The sequence below is a fragment of the Mesorhizobium sp. M8A.F.Ca.ET.165.01.1.1 genome (assembly GCF_004792065.1).
GTDB lineage: Bacteria > Pseudomonadota > Alphaproteobacteria > Rhizobiales > Rhizobiaceae > Mesorhizobium.
Genome location: NZ_SRTH01000001.1, coordinates 514583 through 530040, shown reverse-complemented (window position 1 = coordinate 530040; position 15458 = coordinate 514583). Strand labels below are relative to the sequence as shown.

Sequence of the window (15458 nt, the reverse complement as noted above, 5' to 3'; positions counted from 1 at the left end):
CGCCCGTGAAAGACCAGCATGTCGCTTTCCACCGCACTGAGCATCGCCCAATCGGCGCTTCTGGCCACCTCGCGGCAGACAAGCGTCGTCACGCGCAATGTGGCAGACGCCGACAATCCGAACTATTCGCGCCGCATCGCGCTCGTCACCAGCACGAGCCCCGGCGCACGTTCGGTTGATGTCCAGCGTGCAGCCAACGACCTGCTGTTTCGCCAGAACCTCGGCGCCCTGTCCGCCTACGCCGGCCAGAGCGCGCTTTACAGCGGCATGGATCAGCTCGACGTTTCAGTGAATGGCGTCGACAACGCCTCCTCACCATCGACTGCGATCGGCAACCTGCAGCAGGCGCTGCAACTATACGCGACCTCGCCGTCCAACCAGAATCTTGGCGCGAGCGTCATCGACGCGGCCAAACAGGTCGTGCGGTCCCTGAATGAAGGCTCCAAGGCCATTCAGGACTTTCGTACCCAAACCGACGGCCAGATCGATACCGCCGTCAAAGATCTCAACTCGCTGCTCAACCAGTTCCAGGATGCCAACACGGCGGTCATGTCCGGAACCCGTTCCGGCACCGACGTTTCCGATGCGCTAGACCAACGCGACGCATTGTTGAAGAAGATCGCCAATTACATTCCGGTATCGACCTTCACGCGTGGCGACAATGACATGGTCATCACCACGGGTGACGGCACGACATTGTTCGAGACGATCCCACGCACCGTCAGCTTCGCCCCATCTTCGGGCTATGCGGCGGGTGCGGCCGGCAACACCGTCTATATCGACAACGTACCGGTCTCGGCGGGCAGCGGCGGCAACACCACCGCCAGCGGCACGATTGCCGGCCTGCTGCAATTGCGTGACGGCGTCGCCTCGACAATGCAGGGCCAGCTCGACGAAACCGCGCGCGGCCTGATCACCGCCTTTGCCGAAACCGCACCGTCCATGCCCAACGCGGCCGGCCTGTTCACCTGGCCGGGCGCACCGGCGGTGCCAGCCGCAGGCACGCTCGTCGATGGCCTTGCTGGAACGATCAAGATCAATGCCGCGATGGACCCCAGCGCCGGCGGCAACCCGACATTGCTGCGCGATGGGGGCGCCAACGGCGCCGCCTACGTCGCCAACACCACTGGCGGGCCTTCATACTCCAATCTTCTGGTCGCCTATGGCGACCAGCTCGACAAGCCGATGACGTTCGATCCCTCGGCCGGGATTTCGGCAACCTCCAGCGTTGCCGACTACGCCGCCAATTCGATCGGCTGGTTGCAGGGCATTCGTCAGCAGGCTTCGACCGCCGCCGACGCCAAGGAAGCCCTGGCACAGCGCAGTGCCGATGCCTTGTCCAACGCAACCGGCGTCAATGTCGATCAGGAAATGTCGCTGATGCTCGATCTCGAGCACACCTATCAGGCATCCGCCCGGATGATGAAGACCGTCGACGAAATGATGACGGCGCTGTTGAACGCGGTGGGATAAGCCATGACCTTCGTCTCCTCTGCTGCCCTTACGAATGCCATGCGCTATCAGCAGATGCGCATGCAAGCCGATCTCGTCAAAGCCACGAAGGAGTCCTCGACCGGCAAGGTCGCCGATGTCGGTCTGGCACTTGGTGGACGTACCGCCCAGTCCGTTACCTTTTCGCGCGACCTCGACCGGCTCAACGTCATTGTCGATTCCAACGGACTGGTGGCCGCCCGGCTCTCGTCGACCCAGACTTCGCTCGGCCAGCTCTCCAACGTCGCGCAGACTTTCCTGTCCAGCCTGACCACCGCATCGTCGGGCGACAACTCAGACAGCCTGACCCAATCGACCGGCCAGACAACTATCCAGCAGCTTACGTCGATCCTCAACACGAGCGTCAACGGCGAATATCTGTTCGCTGGCACCAACACCGACGTCAAGCCGATCAACGATTTCACCGCCGCCGGCTCTCCCGCCAAGGCTGCCTTCGACGCCTCCTTCGTCGCCAAATTCGGCTTCACGCCCGCTGACCCGCTCGCGGCCAACATCACCGCGGCCCAGATGGACGATTTCATCACCAACTATGTCACGCCGCAGTTCCTCGGCCCGGGCTGGCAGACCAACATGTCGAATGCCACCGACCAGCAGATCGTCAGCCGCATCGCGCTCAACGAAACCACCGAGACCTCGACCGGCGCCAACAACGACGGCATCAGGAAGCTCGCCATGGCGGCGGCCATGGTCTCCAGCCTGATGTCCACCAATATCAGCCAGGCGGCAAAGGACAGCATCATCGACCACTCGCAGAAACTGGTCGGCGAGGCGCTGAGCGGCATCGCGCAGGTCCAATCCCAGACCGGTATCGTCCAGAAGCGCGTGTCCGACGCCAGCGACCGTATGAAAACGCAGATCGACCTGTTCGAACGGCACATTCTGGATCTCGAAGCAGTCGATCCGGCGGAAGCCGCGACCCGCGTCGCCGACCTGACGCAGCATATCGAGACGTCTTTCGCTCTGACGGCGCGCCTGCAGCAGCTCAGCCTGTTGAATTACCTGACCTGAAAGCACTCTGAACCGGAACGGTAGAGCCAACGATGTACCAATTCTCCTACGCCGACGTCCAAAGCACCTCCGTCACGGACGCCAAGGACCGCGAGCGCGAGCTGCTGACTCGCTCGATCGACATGCTGTCGGCTGCTGCGGCGGCCGGCCGGGATTCGATGGAGGCCGTGGAGGCACTGAATTTCACCAACCGTATCTGGACTGTCTTCGTCGAAGACCTCGGCTCCAGCGACAATGCGCTCCCCAAGGAATTGCGCGCCAACCTGATTTCCATCGGCCTGTGGCTGCTGCGCGAGGCGGAGGACATCCGCCAGGGCCGCACCGACAATTTCGAGGGGCTGATCGAAGTATCCCAGATCATCCGCGACGGCATTCAATGACCAACACGCTGAAGATATCACTGAAGCCCAACGAGAAGATCTACATCAACGGTGCGGTCATCCGCGTCGACCGCAAGGTCACCGTCGAGCTGATGAACGACGTGCAGTTCCTGCTCGAGAGCCACGTGATCCAGGCCGACGAGGCGTCGACGCCATTGCGGCAGCTCTACTTCATCGTGCAGGTCATGCTGATGAACCCCGCTGGTGCCGATGAAGCGCGCGAGATGTTCCGCCGCTCGCTGCCGCTGCTCATTGCAAGCTTCGAAGACGCCGAGATCGGCAACGCGCTGAAACAGGTCGACCGCATGGTCGGCGAGGATCACATCTACGAGGCCTTGAAGGCGATCCGTTCGCTTTATCCTCTCGAACGCCGCGCGCTTGGCGGCAATGACGACGTTCCGGGCGCCGCGCGCCCGCTGGCCGTGGGAGCACGATACTAATGACCGTGGACATGACGACTTCGATACCGGTTGGCGCCAACCAGACCACCACGCAGACCGCCAAGACCGCCGTCGACTATAACTCGTTCCTGAAACTTCTGATCGCCGAGATGAAGAACCAGGATCCGACCAAGCCGATGGATTCGACGCAGTACGTCGCCCAGCTCGCCACCTTCTCGCAGGTCGAGCAGTCAGTGCAGACCAACACCAAGCTCGACCAGATCATGCAGTCGTCGGCGCTGTCGCAAGCCGACGCTCTCATAGGCCGCAACATCACCTCGGCCGATGGCAAGACCACGGGCACGGTGGCGTCGGTGACGCTTGGCAGCAACGGACTGATCGCGGTGCTGCAGGATGGCACCACGGTCCCCGTCGGCGCGGGCGTATCGATCAAGCCGGCGAGCTAGGCCAACCGCCACATGAATGAGGCCGACGCTCTCGACATCGTCCAGTATGCGGTGTGGACGGTGCTGACCGCCTCCGCGCCGGTGGTGCTGGTCGCAATGGCGGTCGGCATCGGCATCGCGCTCATCCAGGCACTGACGCAGGTCCAGGAGATCACCTTGACCTTCGTGCCGAAGATCGTCGCCATCATGCTGGTGGTGGCGCTTACGGGTCCCTTCATCGGCGGCCAGATATCGGCTTTCACCAATGTCATCTTCGAGCGCATCCAGAACGGTTTCTGATCTGGAACCTTCCGGGACGGTACGGCTTCCATTCGGAATGCCCTGAAAGCGGCGGCCCGCTTGCGGTTGACCCGGTTCCGGCTAGATTGCCGTGTTGGCCACTCCCGGCCAGGCGATCGTTTTGTCCCAATGGCTTCTCGCAGAACCCCGGACCAGCCCAGACCGGCCGGCACGCCATGTGCGGCATAGCCGGCGTCTGGCGCAAACGCGATCCGATCAGCGGCGGCGACATCGCCGACGTCAACAGCATGATGCAGGCGCTGGCCCATCGCGGGCCCGACGACCATGCCAGCTGGAACGACAGCCGGCTGGCGCTCGGTCACCGGCGGCTGTCGATCATCGATCTGTCCGCGCAGGCGCGCGAGCCCATGCTCACGGCCTGTGGCAAGGGCGTGCTGGTCTACAATGGCGAGGTCTACAATTATCGCTCGCTGCGGGACGCGCTGGAGGCTGATGGCAGGCGGTTCCGGACGGTCTCGGATACAGAGGTGGTTCTCGAAGCGCTGCATCACTGGGGGCCGGACAAGGCGATCCCGATGTTCGACGGCATGTTCGCCATCGCCTATTTCGACGCGCGTGCCGGCGCCCTGTGGCTCGCGCGCGATCGTCTCGGCATCAAGCCGATGTCGGTGGCCGAGACGGGTGAGCGAATCCTGTTCGCCTCCGAGGACAAGGCGATCCTGGCCTGCGATGGCGTTGCACGGAGCGTGGATGCGCGCGAGATCACCTTGCGCCTTGCCTGGCAGAGCCGTGACTCCTGTTCCAGCCTGTTCCAGGGCATAGAGCGGCTGCCGCCGGCAGGCCTGTGGAAGATCAGCGATGCCGGCATTGAGAAGCGCTGTTTCTGGCATGTCCTCGATGCGCTCGTCCCCGCCCGCATCGTTGGCGATACGGCCAGCGACGCCGAGCACATGGCAACGCTGGAAGCGCTGATCAAGGACAGCGTCGAGCTCCATTGCATCGCCGATACCAGCCTGGCCGCGGCCTGCAGCGGCGGTGTCGATTCTGGTCTCGTCACCACGCTGGCCAAACGGTTCAGGCCGGAGATGACGGCCTATGTCGTCGATCCCGGCATTGGCCACAGCGAAGCCGATGACGCCGAGCGCACCGCCAGCCAAGCCCATGTGCCGCTGAACAGGGTGCCGGTCGACAAGGACCGGTTCCTCGACCTATGGCCGAAGACCATCTGGCATCTGGAAAGCGACGGTTGGCATGCAAGCCATGTCTGCCTGCTCGCGCTCGCCGAGCAGTGCCGGGCCGATGGCATCAAGGTGCTGCTGACCGGTGAAGGCGCCGACGAACTCTTTGGCGGCTACGACTGGCAGGAAGCCAGCCTGAAATTGTGGCGGCCCTGGTCCTGGCCGAGGCGGCTGTTTCTTTCGAAGCGAAGCCTGACCCGCAAATTCGAGCGCCAGCGTCATGCCCCGTTCCGCACATCGATCGCGGGTGGCCATGCCTGGGATCGCAACATCGTGCTCAGGGCGCTTTCGCCGGAATTGAATTTCCTTCAAGCGAAGATCTTCGACCGGCTGGAGCCGGTGACGCCGCTTGGCGACCGCGCCTTGCTCGGATGCTGCCTTCACGACATGTATTCGCATCTGCAGGATCTGCTGAACCGGCATGACCGGCTCAGCATGGCGGCCTCGGTTGAACTCAGGGTACCATTCCTCGAAAACCGGCTGATCGACTTCGCGATCCATCTGCCTCGGCGACACAAATATCGCCAGAAGCAAGGAAAATGGCTTTTGAAGAAAGTCGCGGAAAAACACATTCCACTTCAGAACGTGAGGGCCAGGAAGAACGGTTTCCAGGTATCGGCGAACTTCACAGCCGGCACCGAGTCCCTGTTGCATGGCGGCTTTCTGCGCGATGCGATGAAGTGGCCGGCATCTTCGGTCGCGGACCTGATCGACCTCGCCAGGCGCGATCAGGCCTCGAGGCTTCGGCTGGTGGGAATGGAGCTTTTCCTTCGTCTCCATGCCGGCGGCCAATCCACCGGCCACCTGACCGAGGCACTGCACGCGGCCGTCGCCGAGGCGCGCTGAAACGTCAGGTTGGAGGCGTGTGGCCCTTCGCTATCCCCTTGTTGGACCATGATCTTCCCCGCAAGGCATTCGCCCTTTGCGCCGCGATGCCATAGTTTCGGCAAATCATGCGGGGAAACGGATCACCGCAAGGATCAGCGCGCCGTGGCAGGAACCCACCGATGATTGACGAAAAGCCGGATAGCGAAAGCGTCTCGGCGCTGGCGCCGTTCCGGCACGGCATCTTCCGCGCCGTCTGGGGCGCAAGTCTCGTCTCCAATTTCGGCGGCTTGATCCAGGGCGTCGGCGCCGCCTGGATGATGACCACCATCGCCACCTCGCCCTATCAGGTCGCCCTGGTCCAGGCCTCGACCACCTTGCCGATCATGCTGTTCGCGCTTGTCGCCGGCGCCATCGCCGACAGCTTCGACCGCCGCAAGGTGATGCTGGTCGCCCAGACCTTCATGCTGGTCGTTTCGGTGCTTCTGACCGCGTTCACCTATCTGGACCTGATCACGCCGTGGACGCTGCTGGCCTTTACCTTCCTGATCGACAGCGGCACGGCGCTCAACAGCCCGTCATGGCAGGCCTCCGTCGGCGACATCGTTCCGCGCAACAAGGTGCCTGCCGCCGTGGCGCTGAATTCCATGGGGTTCAACCTGACCCGCAGCGTCGGCCCGGCGATCGGCGGCATCATCGTCGCGGCCGCCGGCGCGGCCGCCGCCTTCGCGGCGAACGCGGTGAGCTATATCGGCCTCATCGTCGTGCTGGCACGCTGGAAACCGGATCTACCGGTCTCGACCTTGCCGCGCGAGTCATTGGGGGCCGCCATGGGCGCCGGCCTGCGTTACGTCGCCATGTCGCCCAACATCGGCAAGGTGCTGGTCAGGGGCGCGGCCTTTGGCTTCAGCGCCGGCGCGGTGCTGGCGCTGCTGCCGCTGGTGGCGCGCGACGTCGTCAAGGGCGACGCGCTGACCTACGGCATCATGCTGGGCGCCTTCGGCATCGGTGCTGTCGGCGGCGCGCTGATCAGCGTGCGGCTGCGGCAGTTGCTCTCCAGCGAGACGATGGTGCGCTGTGCCTTCGCCGGCTTCGCTGCCTGCGCCTTCAACGCCGCCATCAGCCAGCATGCCTGGCAGACCTCGCTCGGCCTGCTGGTCGGCGGTGCCTGCTGGGTGATCGCGCTGTCCCATTTCAACGTCACCGTGCAGATGGCGACACCGCGCTGGGTGGTCGGCCGGGTCCTGTCTGTCTACCAGACCGCCACCTTCGGCGGCATCGCGCTGGGCAGCTGGATCTGGGGTGTCGTTGCCGATGCGCATGGCGCCGAGACGGCGCTGATCGCCGCGGCCATCGCCATGCTGGCCGGCGGCGCCATCGGCCTCGTGCTGCCGCTGCCGCAGCAGCAGGTGCTCAACCTCGACCCGCTCAACCGCTTCAAGGAACCGCACCTCGCGCTCGACCTCAAGCCGCGCAGCGGCCCGATCGCCATCATGATCGAATATGTGATCCGGCGCGAGGACGAGGCGGAATTCCTCGCCACCATGGCCGAGCGCGGCCGCATCCGCCGCCGTGACGGCGCCCGCAACTGGACGCTGGCGCGCGATCTCGAAAATCCGTCGATCTGGATCGAGCATTACCACACGCCGACCTGGCTCGAATATGTCAGGCATAACGGCCGCATCACCCATGCCGATGCCATGGTCGGCGAACGCTTGCGGGCGCTGCACTCGGGCGACGAGCCGCCGCGCGTGCGCCGCGTCATCGAGCGCCCGACGACAGCCGGAACGGCTCTGGTGCCGGCCAAGGGACCGATCGAGCACTGACGACTCGGAGAACGCAGGCGGCTTATCCCTCCCCCGACAGGTCCCGGCGCGCCTTTTCGAGTTCCTCGGCATAGCGCCGCATCAAATGGCCCTCGGTCAGCAGCCCGAGCACGATGTGGTCGGCGAAGTCCTCGACCACGGCCAATTCCTCGGCGCCGGCGCGCTGGAAGGTCTCGGCGGCGGCCTGCACGTTCATGCTCGGCACCAGCACGGCATCCTTGTACTGGGCAAGATCGCGCACCGGCGCCTCGCCTCCGGAGGGATCGCTGTGCAGTTCGGCCACGATCAGCACGCCGACATACTCATCCCCCGGATCGACGGCGATTACGCGCTGGGCCGACCCCAGCGGGAATTCCTTGCGGAAGGCGGCCAGCGTCGTCGACGCATCGATGGTCTTGATATCCTTGCGCATCATCGAGCCGACGGTCAGGCTGCGCATCCAGCCGACATCGTGGGCGCTGCGGATCGTCTCGCCGCGCAGGTGGAAGCGCCAGGTGGAGAACGAATAGCCGAAGGTCTCGCGCACCAGGATCGCCGCCATGATCGAGGCGGCCAGCACCACGCCGGTGAGCGTCAGGTCGCGTGTCGATTCCAGCGCCAGGAAGGTCATGGTCAGCGGACCGCCGACGACACCGACGGCAAGCGACGTCATGCCGACGACGGCGGCGACGGAGGGGTCGATGCCAGTGGCCGGCGAGACGAGCGCCATGACACCGGCAAACGCCTTGCCGAGCAGCGCGCCGAGGAACAGCGAGGCGAAGAACAGGCCGCCGCGAAAGCCCGAGCCCAGCGAGATGGCCGACGCCGCCAGCTTCAGCACGAAGACGCTCGCCACCACCGCCAGCCCGTAATTCATGGCGAACTCGCGATGCAGCGCGCCGTGGCCGCTGGACAGGACCTGCGGCGTGATCAGCCCCAGGAGCCCGACCAGGACACCGCCGATGACGGGGCGCAGCGAGGCATCGACCGACAGCCTGTTGAAACCGCGTTCGATCAGCGTGACCAGTTGCATGATGGCGATCGAGGCCGCCCCGCCAAGCAGGCCGAGCAGCAGGAACGGCACATATTGGCTGGCGGTGAGTTGCGGCAACCCTGAGAGCTCGAGCGGAAACGGCACGCCGCCGAACACTTCCGCCGTCAGCGAGGCGGAGATCGCCGCGGTCATGACCGGCGCGACATTGGCGACCGAGTAGATGCCGATGACCAGTTCGAAACCGTAGAAGGCGCCGGTCAGCGGCGCATCGAAGGCGGCGGCTATGGCGCCGGCGGCGCCGCAGCCGACCAGGATGCGGACATCGTTGCGGCGCAACCGGAAGGCGCGCGCCAGCCGCGAGGCGACGCCGGAGCCGACCTGCGTATAGCCGGCCTCCAGGCCGACCGAAGCGCCGAAGCCGCTGGAAATCATCGTCTGGACGACGATGATGAAGGTATCGGTCAGTGACATGCGCCCACCATAGAGCGCGTTGGCCTCGATCGGGTCGACCGGCGTGCGGAATTTCCGAAGCCTGAGCCAGACCACCGATATCCCGAGCAGGATGCCGCCGATCGCCGGGATCAGTGCCTGCATCGGATCGGCAAGCGAGAACATGCCGGACAGCCGGCCGCCGGGCTGGACGCCGAACAGAAGCCCGTGCAGATCCTGCACGATCTGGCTCATCGCGGTGACCAGCATGCCCGCCATGACGCCGACAACGCCCGCCAGGATGACCACGGCAATGCCGCGCGCCTCCAGCAGAGGGATTGACCTCAGAAGCACCGCGCGCAGCCGGCGGGCGTAGACTTGGGGTTGGTTTCTGGAAAGCACGGGGCGGCTCGCCGATATCAAAGGCAAAGGAAGACCCGCCTGATACGCCGGGCGGCACGTCGTGACAACCACAATGCCGACATCGAAGGCGCCAATATGGCCGCGATGCCGCCAGCCTTTCCAGCCCTGGATCGGAAAGCCACCGGCGCGGTGGTCAATCCGGGATCGTCAGCGGGCCGCAATCGTCGTCGGCAATGAAGGTCGCCAGCAGTTCGGCCGGCTCCGTCGTGCTGGCATTCTCGGCGAAGAGATGGATCGCCCCGGGCGGCTCGAACCATGTTTGTCCCTGCGCATAGGTGCCGACGGGGCCGCCCGCCAGTTGTGAACGCAGCGTACCCTTCAGCACGAAGGCGCTGACCGAGCCCGGATGCCGATGGCGGGGCGTATAAGCATTTGGAGGAAATGCGACGACGACCGTGGTGATCGACTTGCCCGGTACGTTGGGTAGCCTTTCACAGGAGACAGGCGTGACGACCGTCTTGGGCCGTGCGGCGGAGCTACCCTCGGCAGCGCCTTCCATGTTCATGTGCGTTTCCATGCCGACCGGCTCGACAGCCATCAAACCCGGACCGGTCCACTTGGCCGCCAGCGCGAACAGAACCGCGACGGCACTGACGGCGATCAGGGACTGGCCGGTCCGCAAACGAGCTTGATGGGTGATCATGTCGATGTCTCCGAGCGGATTGGTTCAGGCGGGCAAGCGGAAATCGGCGCGCCAGCCGAGTTCCTCGGCCGCCTTTCGCGTCGAGACGGCCTCATTGGGTTCGGCAATGTTGAAGATGCCTGGCGCGCCCTTGTCCAGTGCAAGCAGCGCCGCATAGGCAGCCGCATCGACATGCAGCGGCGACGCGCCGGCGGGCGTGTCCGCTCCTGTTCCGGGGCCGTAGAGCTGGCCATAGCGCAGGACGATGCCGGCGAATGGTGCATTGAGCACGGCCGTTTCGAGCGCGATGACCCCGCCGACGCTGATTCCGCGATTGCCGCTCGCGCCGCTATCCAGCGGATCGGCCTCGGCATGCGGCTCGGAGCCTGGCGCGAAGGCCCAGGCGATGCTTTGCGCCACCATGCGCCTGACGCCGGATGCGACGGCCGCGGCGACCAGATTGCGTGTGCCCTCCTCGCGGATGCGGGCGTTGCCCACGACAGCTTCGGCCATGCGGCTCGGGTCCAGGCCTGCCGGCAGGTCGGTCAATTGGTGGACGACGATGTCGGGGCGGGCAGCACGCATCGCCCGCGACAGTGCGTCGGCATCGAACACGTCCACAACCGCTGGCTCGACGCCAAGGGTCCCTAATTTGGCGGCTCTGTCGGCATTGCGCGTAGTGCCCGTCACCTGATGGCCGGCGGCCAGGAGTTGCGGGATCAGCCGCTGCCCGATGGCGCCCGAAGCGCCGGCGAGAAAAATCCGATAGGCCATCGTCATCGTCCTTGCTCTGCTTTAATATCAGGGTTCGAACAACATATAAGAGCTCTTACATCATGCGCAAGCCAGATCAACATGCCTCGGTTCCGGCTCCGGGCGAAGGCAAACGCGGCGAGCAAGGCTATCTCGGCTATCTCCTGCGGCAGGCCGCCGGGGCGCATCGGCTGAGGGTCGACCGGGCGCTGGCCGACCTCGGCGTGACGCAGCCGCAATTCGTCACGCTGACCATGCTGGCGGCCTATCCCGGCCTCTCCAACGCCGATCTTGCCCGGCTGGCGCTGCTCACCCCGCAAACGCTCAGCGTCATCGTCACCAATCTGGAGCGCGCCGGCTCGCTGGTGCGCAAGCCCCACGCCGTACATGGGCGCATCCAGCATATCGAGCTCAGCCCCAGTGGACAGGCGCTGCTGCGGCGATGCCGGGACCGTGTGCATGCGATCGAGACCGAACTGGCCACCGGTCTGTCGGCGTCGGAGGAACGAGCCGTCAGGCGGTGGCTGGTCGGCGTTGCCACCGCCGATACCGCCGAAACCTGATTGCTTGCTGGCGGCTGGCGAGGCGCCGGACCGTTCAGGTCGGCATGGGTTCGCCGGCCTCGTAGAGCACCAGATTGCGCTCGCCGATGCCGAGCCCCAGCCAGCTCGCGCGCCAGTCGGCGATGTGCGGCGAGCGGAAATGCGCATCGAGTGCCGGCCGGTCGCGCCATACCTCGGTGACCCGGATCAAGCCGGGATCAAGCACATCCTGCGCGTAGGAATATTCAAGGCATCCGTCCTCGGCGCGGCTGGCGCGAACCATGCGCTCCATCACCGGCCTTGCCTCGTCGAGCCTGCCGAGCGGCAGGCGGATCGTACCGATGATCAGCAGCATGGATAGTCCTTCGCGAGAGTCGATCCGGCCACTCTCCCACCCTCGCGCAAGCTTGGCCAGCTACCCTCGCCGGGCTGTCGCATGCTCGGCAGCCCTATGGGTTCGAGGACGAGAATGGCGATCAGCGAAAGCATCCAGCCCGGCGCGGTGGCCAAGAACGGCCGCGACATCTTTTTCGCGCTCGGCATCGTCATCATCCTGGCCGTGCTGTTCCTGCCGATCCCGGCCTTTCTCATCGACATCGGGCTGGCCTTCTCGATCGCGCTTTCGGTGCTGATCCTGATGGTGGCGCTGTGGATCCAGCGGCCGCTCGACTTCTCCTCGTTCCCGACCGTGCTGCTCATCGCCACCATGCTGCGCCTGTCGCTCAACATCGCCACCACGCGCATGATCCTGTCGCATGGCAATGAGGGCACGCACGCCGCCGGCTATGTCATCGCCGGCTTCTCCAAGCTGGTCATGGCCAGCGACTTCGTCATCGGCCTCATCGTCTTCATGATCCTGATCGTGGTGAACTTCATCGTCATCACCAAGGGTGCCACCCGTATCGCCGAGGTGGGCGCCCGCTTCACCCTCGACGCCATCCCCGGCAAGCAGATGTCGATCGACGCCGATCTCTCCGCCGGCATGATCGACGACAAGACCGCGCAGCTGCGCCGCCGCGAACTGGAAGAGGAATCCTCCTTCTTCGGCTCGATGGACGGTGCCTCGAAATTCGTGCGCGGCGACGCCATTGCCGGCCTCATCATCACCGCCATCAACATCGTCGGCGGCATCGCCATCGGCTACATCAGGCACGGCATGGGCATGGGCGAGGCCGCCGACGTGTTCATCAAGCTGTCGGTTGGCGATGGTCTCGTCACCCAGATCCCGGCGCTGATCGTCTCGCTCGCCGCCGGCCTCTTGGTTTCCAAGGGCGGCACGCGCGGCTCCACAAACCAGGCCGTGTTCGGCCAACTCGGTGCCCATCCGCGCGCGCTCTATGTGGCGGCGGCGCTGCTGGTTCTGCTCGGCCTGATGCCCGGCCTGCCACTGTTCCCGTTCTTCGCGCTGGCCGCCGGCATGGCTGGCCTCGGCTATGTCATTCCGATGCGCCACAACCGCGCGGTCGCCGAGGCCGAGGCATTGAAGAGCCAGGAGAAGGCGACCAAGGCCGAGGAAGAGAAGAACTCGGTCAAGGCCTCGCTCGCCACCGCCGAGATCGAACTCCTGATCGGCAAGCAGCTTTCGACCCGGCTCCTGGTTTCGCATCAGGAACTGGTCTTCCGCATGTCCAAGATGCGCAAGAAATTCGCGCAGCAATACGGCTTCGTCGTTCCGGAAGTCCGTGTCGCCGACGACTTCGCCATCCCGCCGAAAAGTTACCAGATCAAGGTGCACGGCACCGTGGTTGCCGAATATTCGATGCGCGTCGGCGAGATCATGGTGCTGCTCGGCAACCGCGACATACCCGAAATCCCCGGCGAGGAAATTCGCGAGCCAGCCTTCGGCATGCGCGCCTATTCCGTCATGGAAACCTTCGCCGAGGACCTGAAGCGCGAGAACTTCACCTTCGCCGACAACATGTCGGTGCTGCTCACCCATCTCTCGGAAGTCATCCGCAACAACCTGCCGCAGCTGCTCTCCTACAAGGACATGAAGGCGTTGCTCGAACGCCAGGACCAGGAATACCGCAAGCTCGCCGACGAGATCTGCACCACCCACATCTCCTATCCCGGCCTGCAGGCAGTGCTGAAGCTTCTGCTTGCCGAGCGCGTCTCGATCCGCAATCTGCATTTGATCATCGAGGCCATAGCCGAGATCGCGCCGCATGTGCGCCGCACCGAGCAGATCGTCGAGCATGTGCGCATCCGAATGGCCCAGCAGATCTGCGGCGACCTGTCGGAAGGCGGCGTGCTCAAGGTGCTGCGCCTCGGCAACCGCTGGGATCTTGCCTTCCACCAGAGCCTCAAGCGCGACGCCAAGGGCGAGGTGCGCGAGTTCGACATCGATCCGCGCCAGTTGGAGGAGTTCGGCCAGGACGCCACCAAGGCGATCAAGAAACATCTGGAAGCAGGCGAGCGCTTCGTGCTGGTCACCGCGCCCGACGCTCGCCCCTATGTACGCATGATCATCGAACGCCTGTTCACCACGCTGCCGGTGCTCTCCCACGTCGAAATCGCCAAGGGCGTCGAGATCAGGGTGCTCGGGACCATATCGTGAGCGTTCTCTCGCAGGCCGTCGTCATCGCGGCGTTCCTCGCCTTCTGCCGCATCGGCGCCTGCTTCATGCTGATGCCGGGCCTGTCCAGCGCCCGCGTGCCCGTCCAGGTCAGGCTGTTCGTGGCGGTCGCCGCCACCGGCGGCCTGCTCGCCTTCCTGTGGGACAAGATCTTTCCCTTCGTCGATCCGCGTCCGCAGGTCCTGGTGCCGATGATCATTTCGGAACTGCTGGTCGGCGGGCTGATCGGCGCCATGACCAGGCTCTACATGGAAGCGCTGCGCTTCATGGGCTCGGCTATCGCCATGCTGATCGGCTATGGCGGCTCCGGCGGACCGGCGATCGAGGAGCCGGAGCCGCAGGCGGCGCTCGCCGCCATCATTTCGTTCTCGGCGCTGCTGATGCTGTTCGTCTTCGACTTCGACCACGAGATCGTCCGTGCCCTGGTGACGTCCTACACGGTCGCGCCGGTCAACGTCTTCTTCAACCCGCAGGCAGCGCTGGTCGACATCACCGACACCGTGTCGGACACGTTCTTCCTGGTCATCCGCCTCGGCAGCCCCTTCGTCGCCTATGCCATTCTCGTCAACCTGACGATCGGCTTCGTCAACAAGCTGACGCCGCAGATCCCGATCTATTTCATTTCCCAGCCCTTCGTCATCGCCGGCGGCATGCTGATCTTCTATTTCGCCGTCGGCACCATGCTGTCGCTGTTCGTCGACGGCTTCGTCGACCTCACACTGGCGAGGTGACATGAGCACGCGCAAGGATCGCTTGAAGAAACTGGTCAAGGTGCAGGCGCAGCTGAAGGCCCTGCACGAGACCCGCCACGCCACCTTCGTCGCCGCGGCAAACGCCGCCGAGACCGAGGCCCGTGAATTGATCGGCCATTTCGACCAGGACAATTCCCTCTCCGGCCTGTTCCCCGATCTCTATCATCGCCGCATCGCCCAGGCTGTCGTGCGCCAGGAGGAGAACCTGGAAAGCGCCAGGCAGGAGGCCGGCCTCATCGCCGCGGCAAGCGCCCGCACCAACATGGTCGAGCGCGCCTACAAGGACGTACGCAACCGCGACGAGCGCGAGAGATCGGACCGCGAGCGGCTGGACCTAATCGCGCAGAAGCGGCAGGAATAGCGGCGAGTTTTGTTGATCCAGAGACGTGTCCGCCGAAGGCGTGGACATCCGCTTTGCGTCTCATGTCAGCCGATTTCAATGCCCCATTCTGGTGGGCCGCCTGGCCGACACGGCGGACGTTACTTCAGAATGTTGATTTCGAGGGACGGACG

Annotated in this window: 16 protein-coding genes; 12 read left to right on the top strand and 4 right to left on the bottom strand. The window is 64.7% G+C overall.

Annotation, left to right across the window (positions count from 1 at the left end; translation table 11 throughout):
• Positions 1–18: 18 nt before the first annotated feature.
• The 8 genes from flgK to EN808_RS02540 all read left to right on the top strand — a co-directional run bounded on the left by flgK (position 19) and on the right by EN808_RS02540 (position 7876).
• Complete coding sequence (gene flgK, locus EN808_RS02575) at positions 19–1473, top strand: flagellar hook-associated protein FlgK (protein ID WP_135915052.1); 1455 nt, start codon at positions 19–21, stop codon at positions 1471–1473.
• A gap of 3 nt (positions 1474–1476) precedes the next feature.
• A complete protein-coding gene (locus EN808_RS02570) occupies positions 1477–2520 on the top strand; it encodes a flagellar hook-associated family protein (RefSeq protein ID WP_135915051.1) in 1044 nt (347 codons plus the stop codon).
• A 32-nt stretch (positions 2521–2552) separates the two neighbouring features.
• Positions 2553–2900 carry a flagellar biosynthesis regulator FlaF gene (flaF, locus tag EN808_RS02565; RefSeq protein ID WP_127869879.1) on the top strand — a complete coding sequence of 116 codons (348 nt, stop codon included), beginning with the start codon at positions 2553–2555 and terminating at the stop codon, positions 2898–2900.
• Complete coding sequence (gene flbT, locus EN808_RS02560) at positions 2897–3340, top strand: flagellar biosynthesis repressor FlbT (RefSeq protein ID WP_127869880.1); 444 nt, start codon at positions 2897–2899, stop codon at positions 3338–3340. The genes flaF and flbT overlap by 4 nt, the downstream gene beginning before the upstream one ends.
• Positions 3340–3747 (top strand): flagellar hook assembly protein FlgD, encoded by a 408-nt coding sequence (gene flgD / locus EN808_RS02555; RefSeq protein WP_127280391.1) that lies wholly within the window; start codon positions 3340–3342, stop codon positions 3745–3747. Before flbT ends, flgD begins: the two co-directional genes overlap by 1 nt.
• Positions 3748–3759: 12 nt before the next feature.
• Entirely contained in the window at positions 3760–4026 is a 267-nt protein-coding gene (gene fliQ, locus EN808_RS02550) for a flagellar biosynthesis protein FliQ (RefSeq protein WP_013893193.1), read from the top strand.
• A gap of 176 nt (positions 4027–4202) precedes the next feature.
• A complete protein-coding gene (asnB, locus tag EN808_RS02545; RefSeq protein ID WP_135915050.1) occupies positions 4203–6071 on the top strand; it encodes an asparagine synthase (glutamine-hydrolyzing) in 1869 nt (622 codons plus the stop codon).
• A 161-nt stretch (positions 6072–6232) separates the two neighbouring features.
• The gene (locus EN808_RS02540) at positions 6233–7876 is read left to right on the top strand and encodes an MFS transporter (protein ID WP_135865573.1); all 1644 of its coding nucleotides are present in this window, start codon (positions 6233–6235) and stop codon (positions 7874–7876) included.
• A gap of 22 nt (positions 7877–7898) precedes the next feature.
• Here the strand turns inward: EN808_RS02540 and EN808_RS02535 are convergent, their stop codons facing one another.
• The 3 genes from EN808_RS02535 to EN808_RS02525 form a co-directional block, all read right to left on the bottom strand.
• Positions 7899–9680: a chloride channel protein gene (locus tag EN808_RS02535; protein ID WP_135915049.1), complete on the bottom strand. Its 1782-nt coding sequence runs from the start codon at positions 9678–9680 to the stop codon at positions 7899–7901.
• Between the two features lie 154 nt (positions 9681–9834).
• Positions 9835–10344 (bottom strand): cupin domain-containing protein, encoded by a 510-nt coding sequence (locus EN808_RS02530; protein WP_127869884.1) that lies wholly within the window; start codon positions 10342–10344, stop codon positions 9835–9837.
• A 24-nt stretch (positions 10345–10368) separates the two neighbouring features.
• Positions 10369–11097 (bottom strand): NAD(P)-dependent oxidoreductase, encoded by a 729-nt coding sequence (locus tag EN808_RS02525; RefSeq protein ID WP_135881300.1) that lies wholly within the window; start codon positions 11095–11097, stop codon positions 10369–10371.
• 62 nt (positions 11098–11159) lie between these two features.
• Here EN808_RS02525 and EN808_RS02520 point away from each other — a divergent pair, with 62 nt between their 5' ends.
• Positions 11160–11639 (top strand): MarR family transcriptional regulator, encoded by a 480-nt coding sequence (locus EN808_RS02520; RefSeq protein WP_135915048.1) that lies wholly within the window; start codon positions 11160–11162, stop codon positions 11637–11639.
• A gap of 34 nt (positions 11640–11673) precedes the next feature.
• Here EN808_RS02520 and EN808_RS02515 read toward each other — a convergent pair whose 3' ends face one another.
• Complete coding sequence (locus tag EN808_RS02515; protein ID WP_135915047.1) at positions 11674–11973, bottom strand: putative quinol monooxygenase; 300 nt, start codon at positions 11971–11973, stop codon at positions 11674–11676.
• Positions 11974–12087: 114 nt separating this feature from the next.
• On the opposite strand from EN808_RS02515, the gene flhA reads away from it, so the two are divergent.
• From flhA to EN808_RS02500, 3 genes are read left to right on the top strand one after another with little or no spacing between them, the layout of a single operon-like run.
• Positions 12088–14175 carry a flagellar biosynthesis protein FlhA gene (flhA, locus tag EN808_RS02510; protein WP_127869888.1) on the top strand — a complete coding sequence of 696 codons (2088 nt, stop codon included), beginning with the start codon at positions 12088–12090 and terminating at the stop codon, positions 14173–14175.
• Entirely contained in the window at positions 14172–14924 is a 753-nt protein-coding gene (gene fliR / locus EN808_RS02505) for a flagellar biosynthetic protein FliR (RefSeq protein WP_127869889.1), read from the top strand. The genes flhA and fliR overlap by 4 nt, the downstream gene beginning before the upstream one ends.
• 1 nt (position 14925) lies before the next feature.
• Positions 14926–15306 carry a hypothetical protein gene (locus tag EN808_RS02500; protein WP_135915046.1) on the top strand — a complete coding sequence of 127 codons (381 nt, stop codon included), beginning with the start codon at positions 14926–14928 and terminating at the stop codon, positions 15304–15306.
• The last annotated feature ends 152 nt before the right edge of the window (positions 15307–15458 follow it).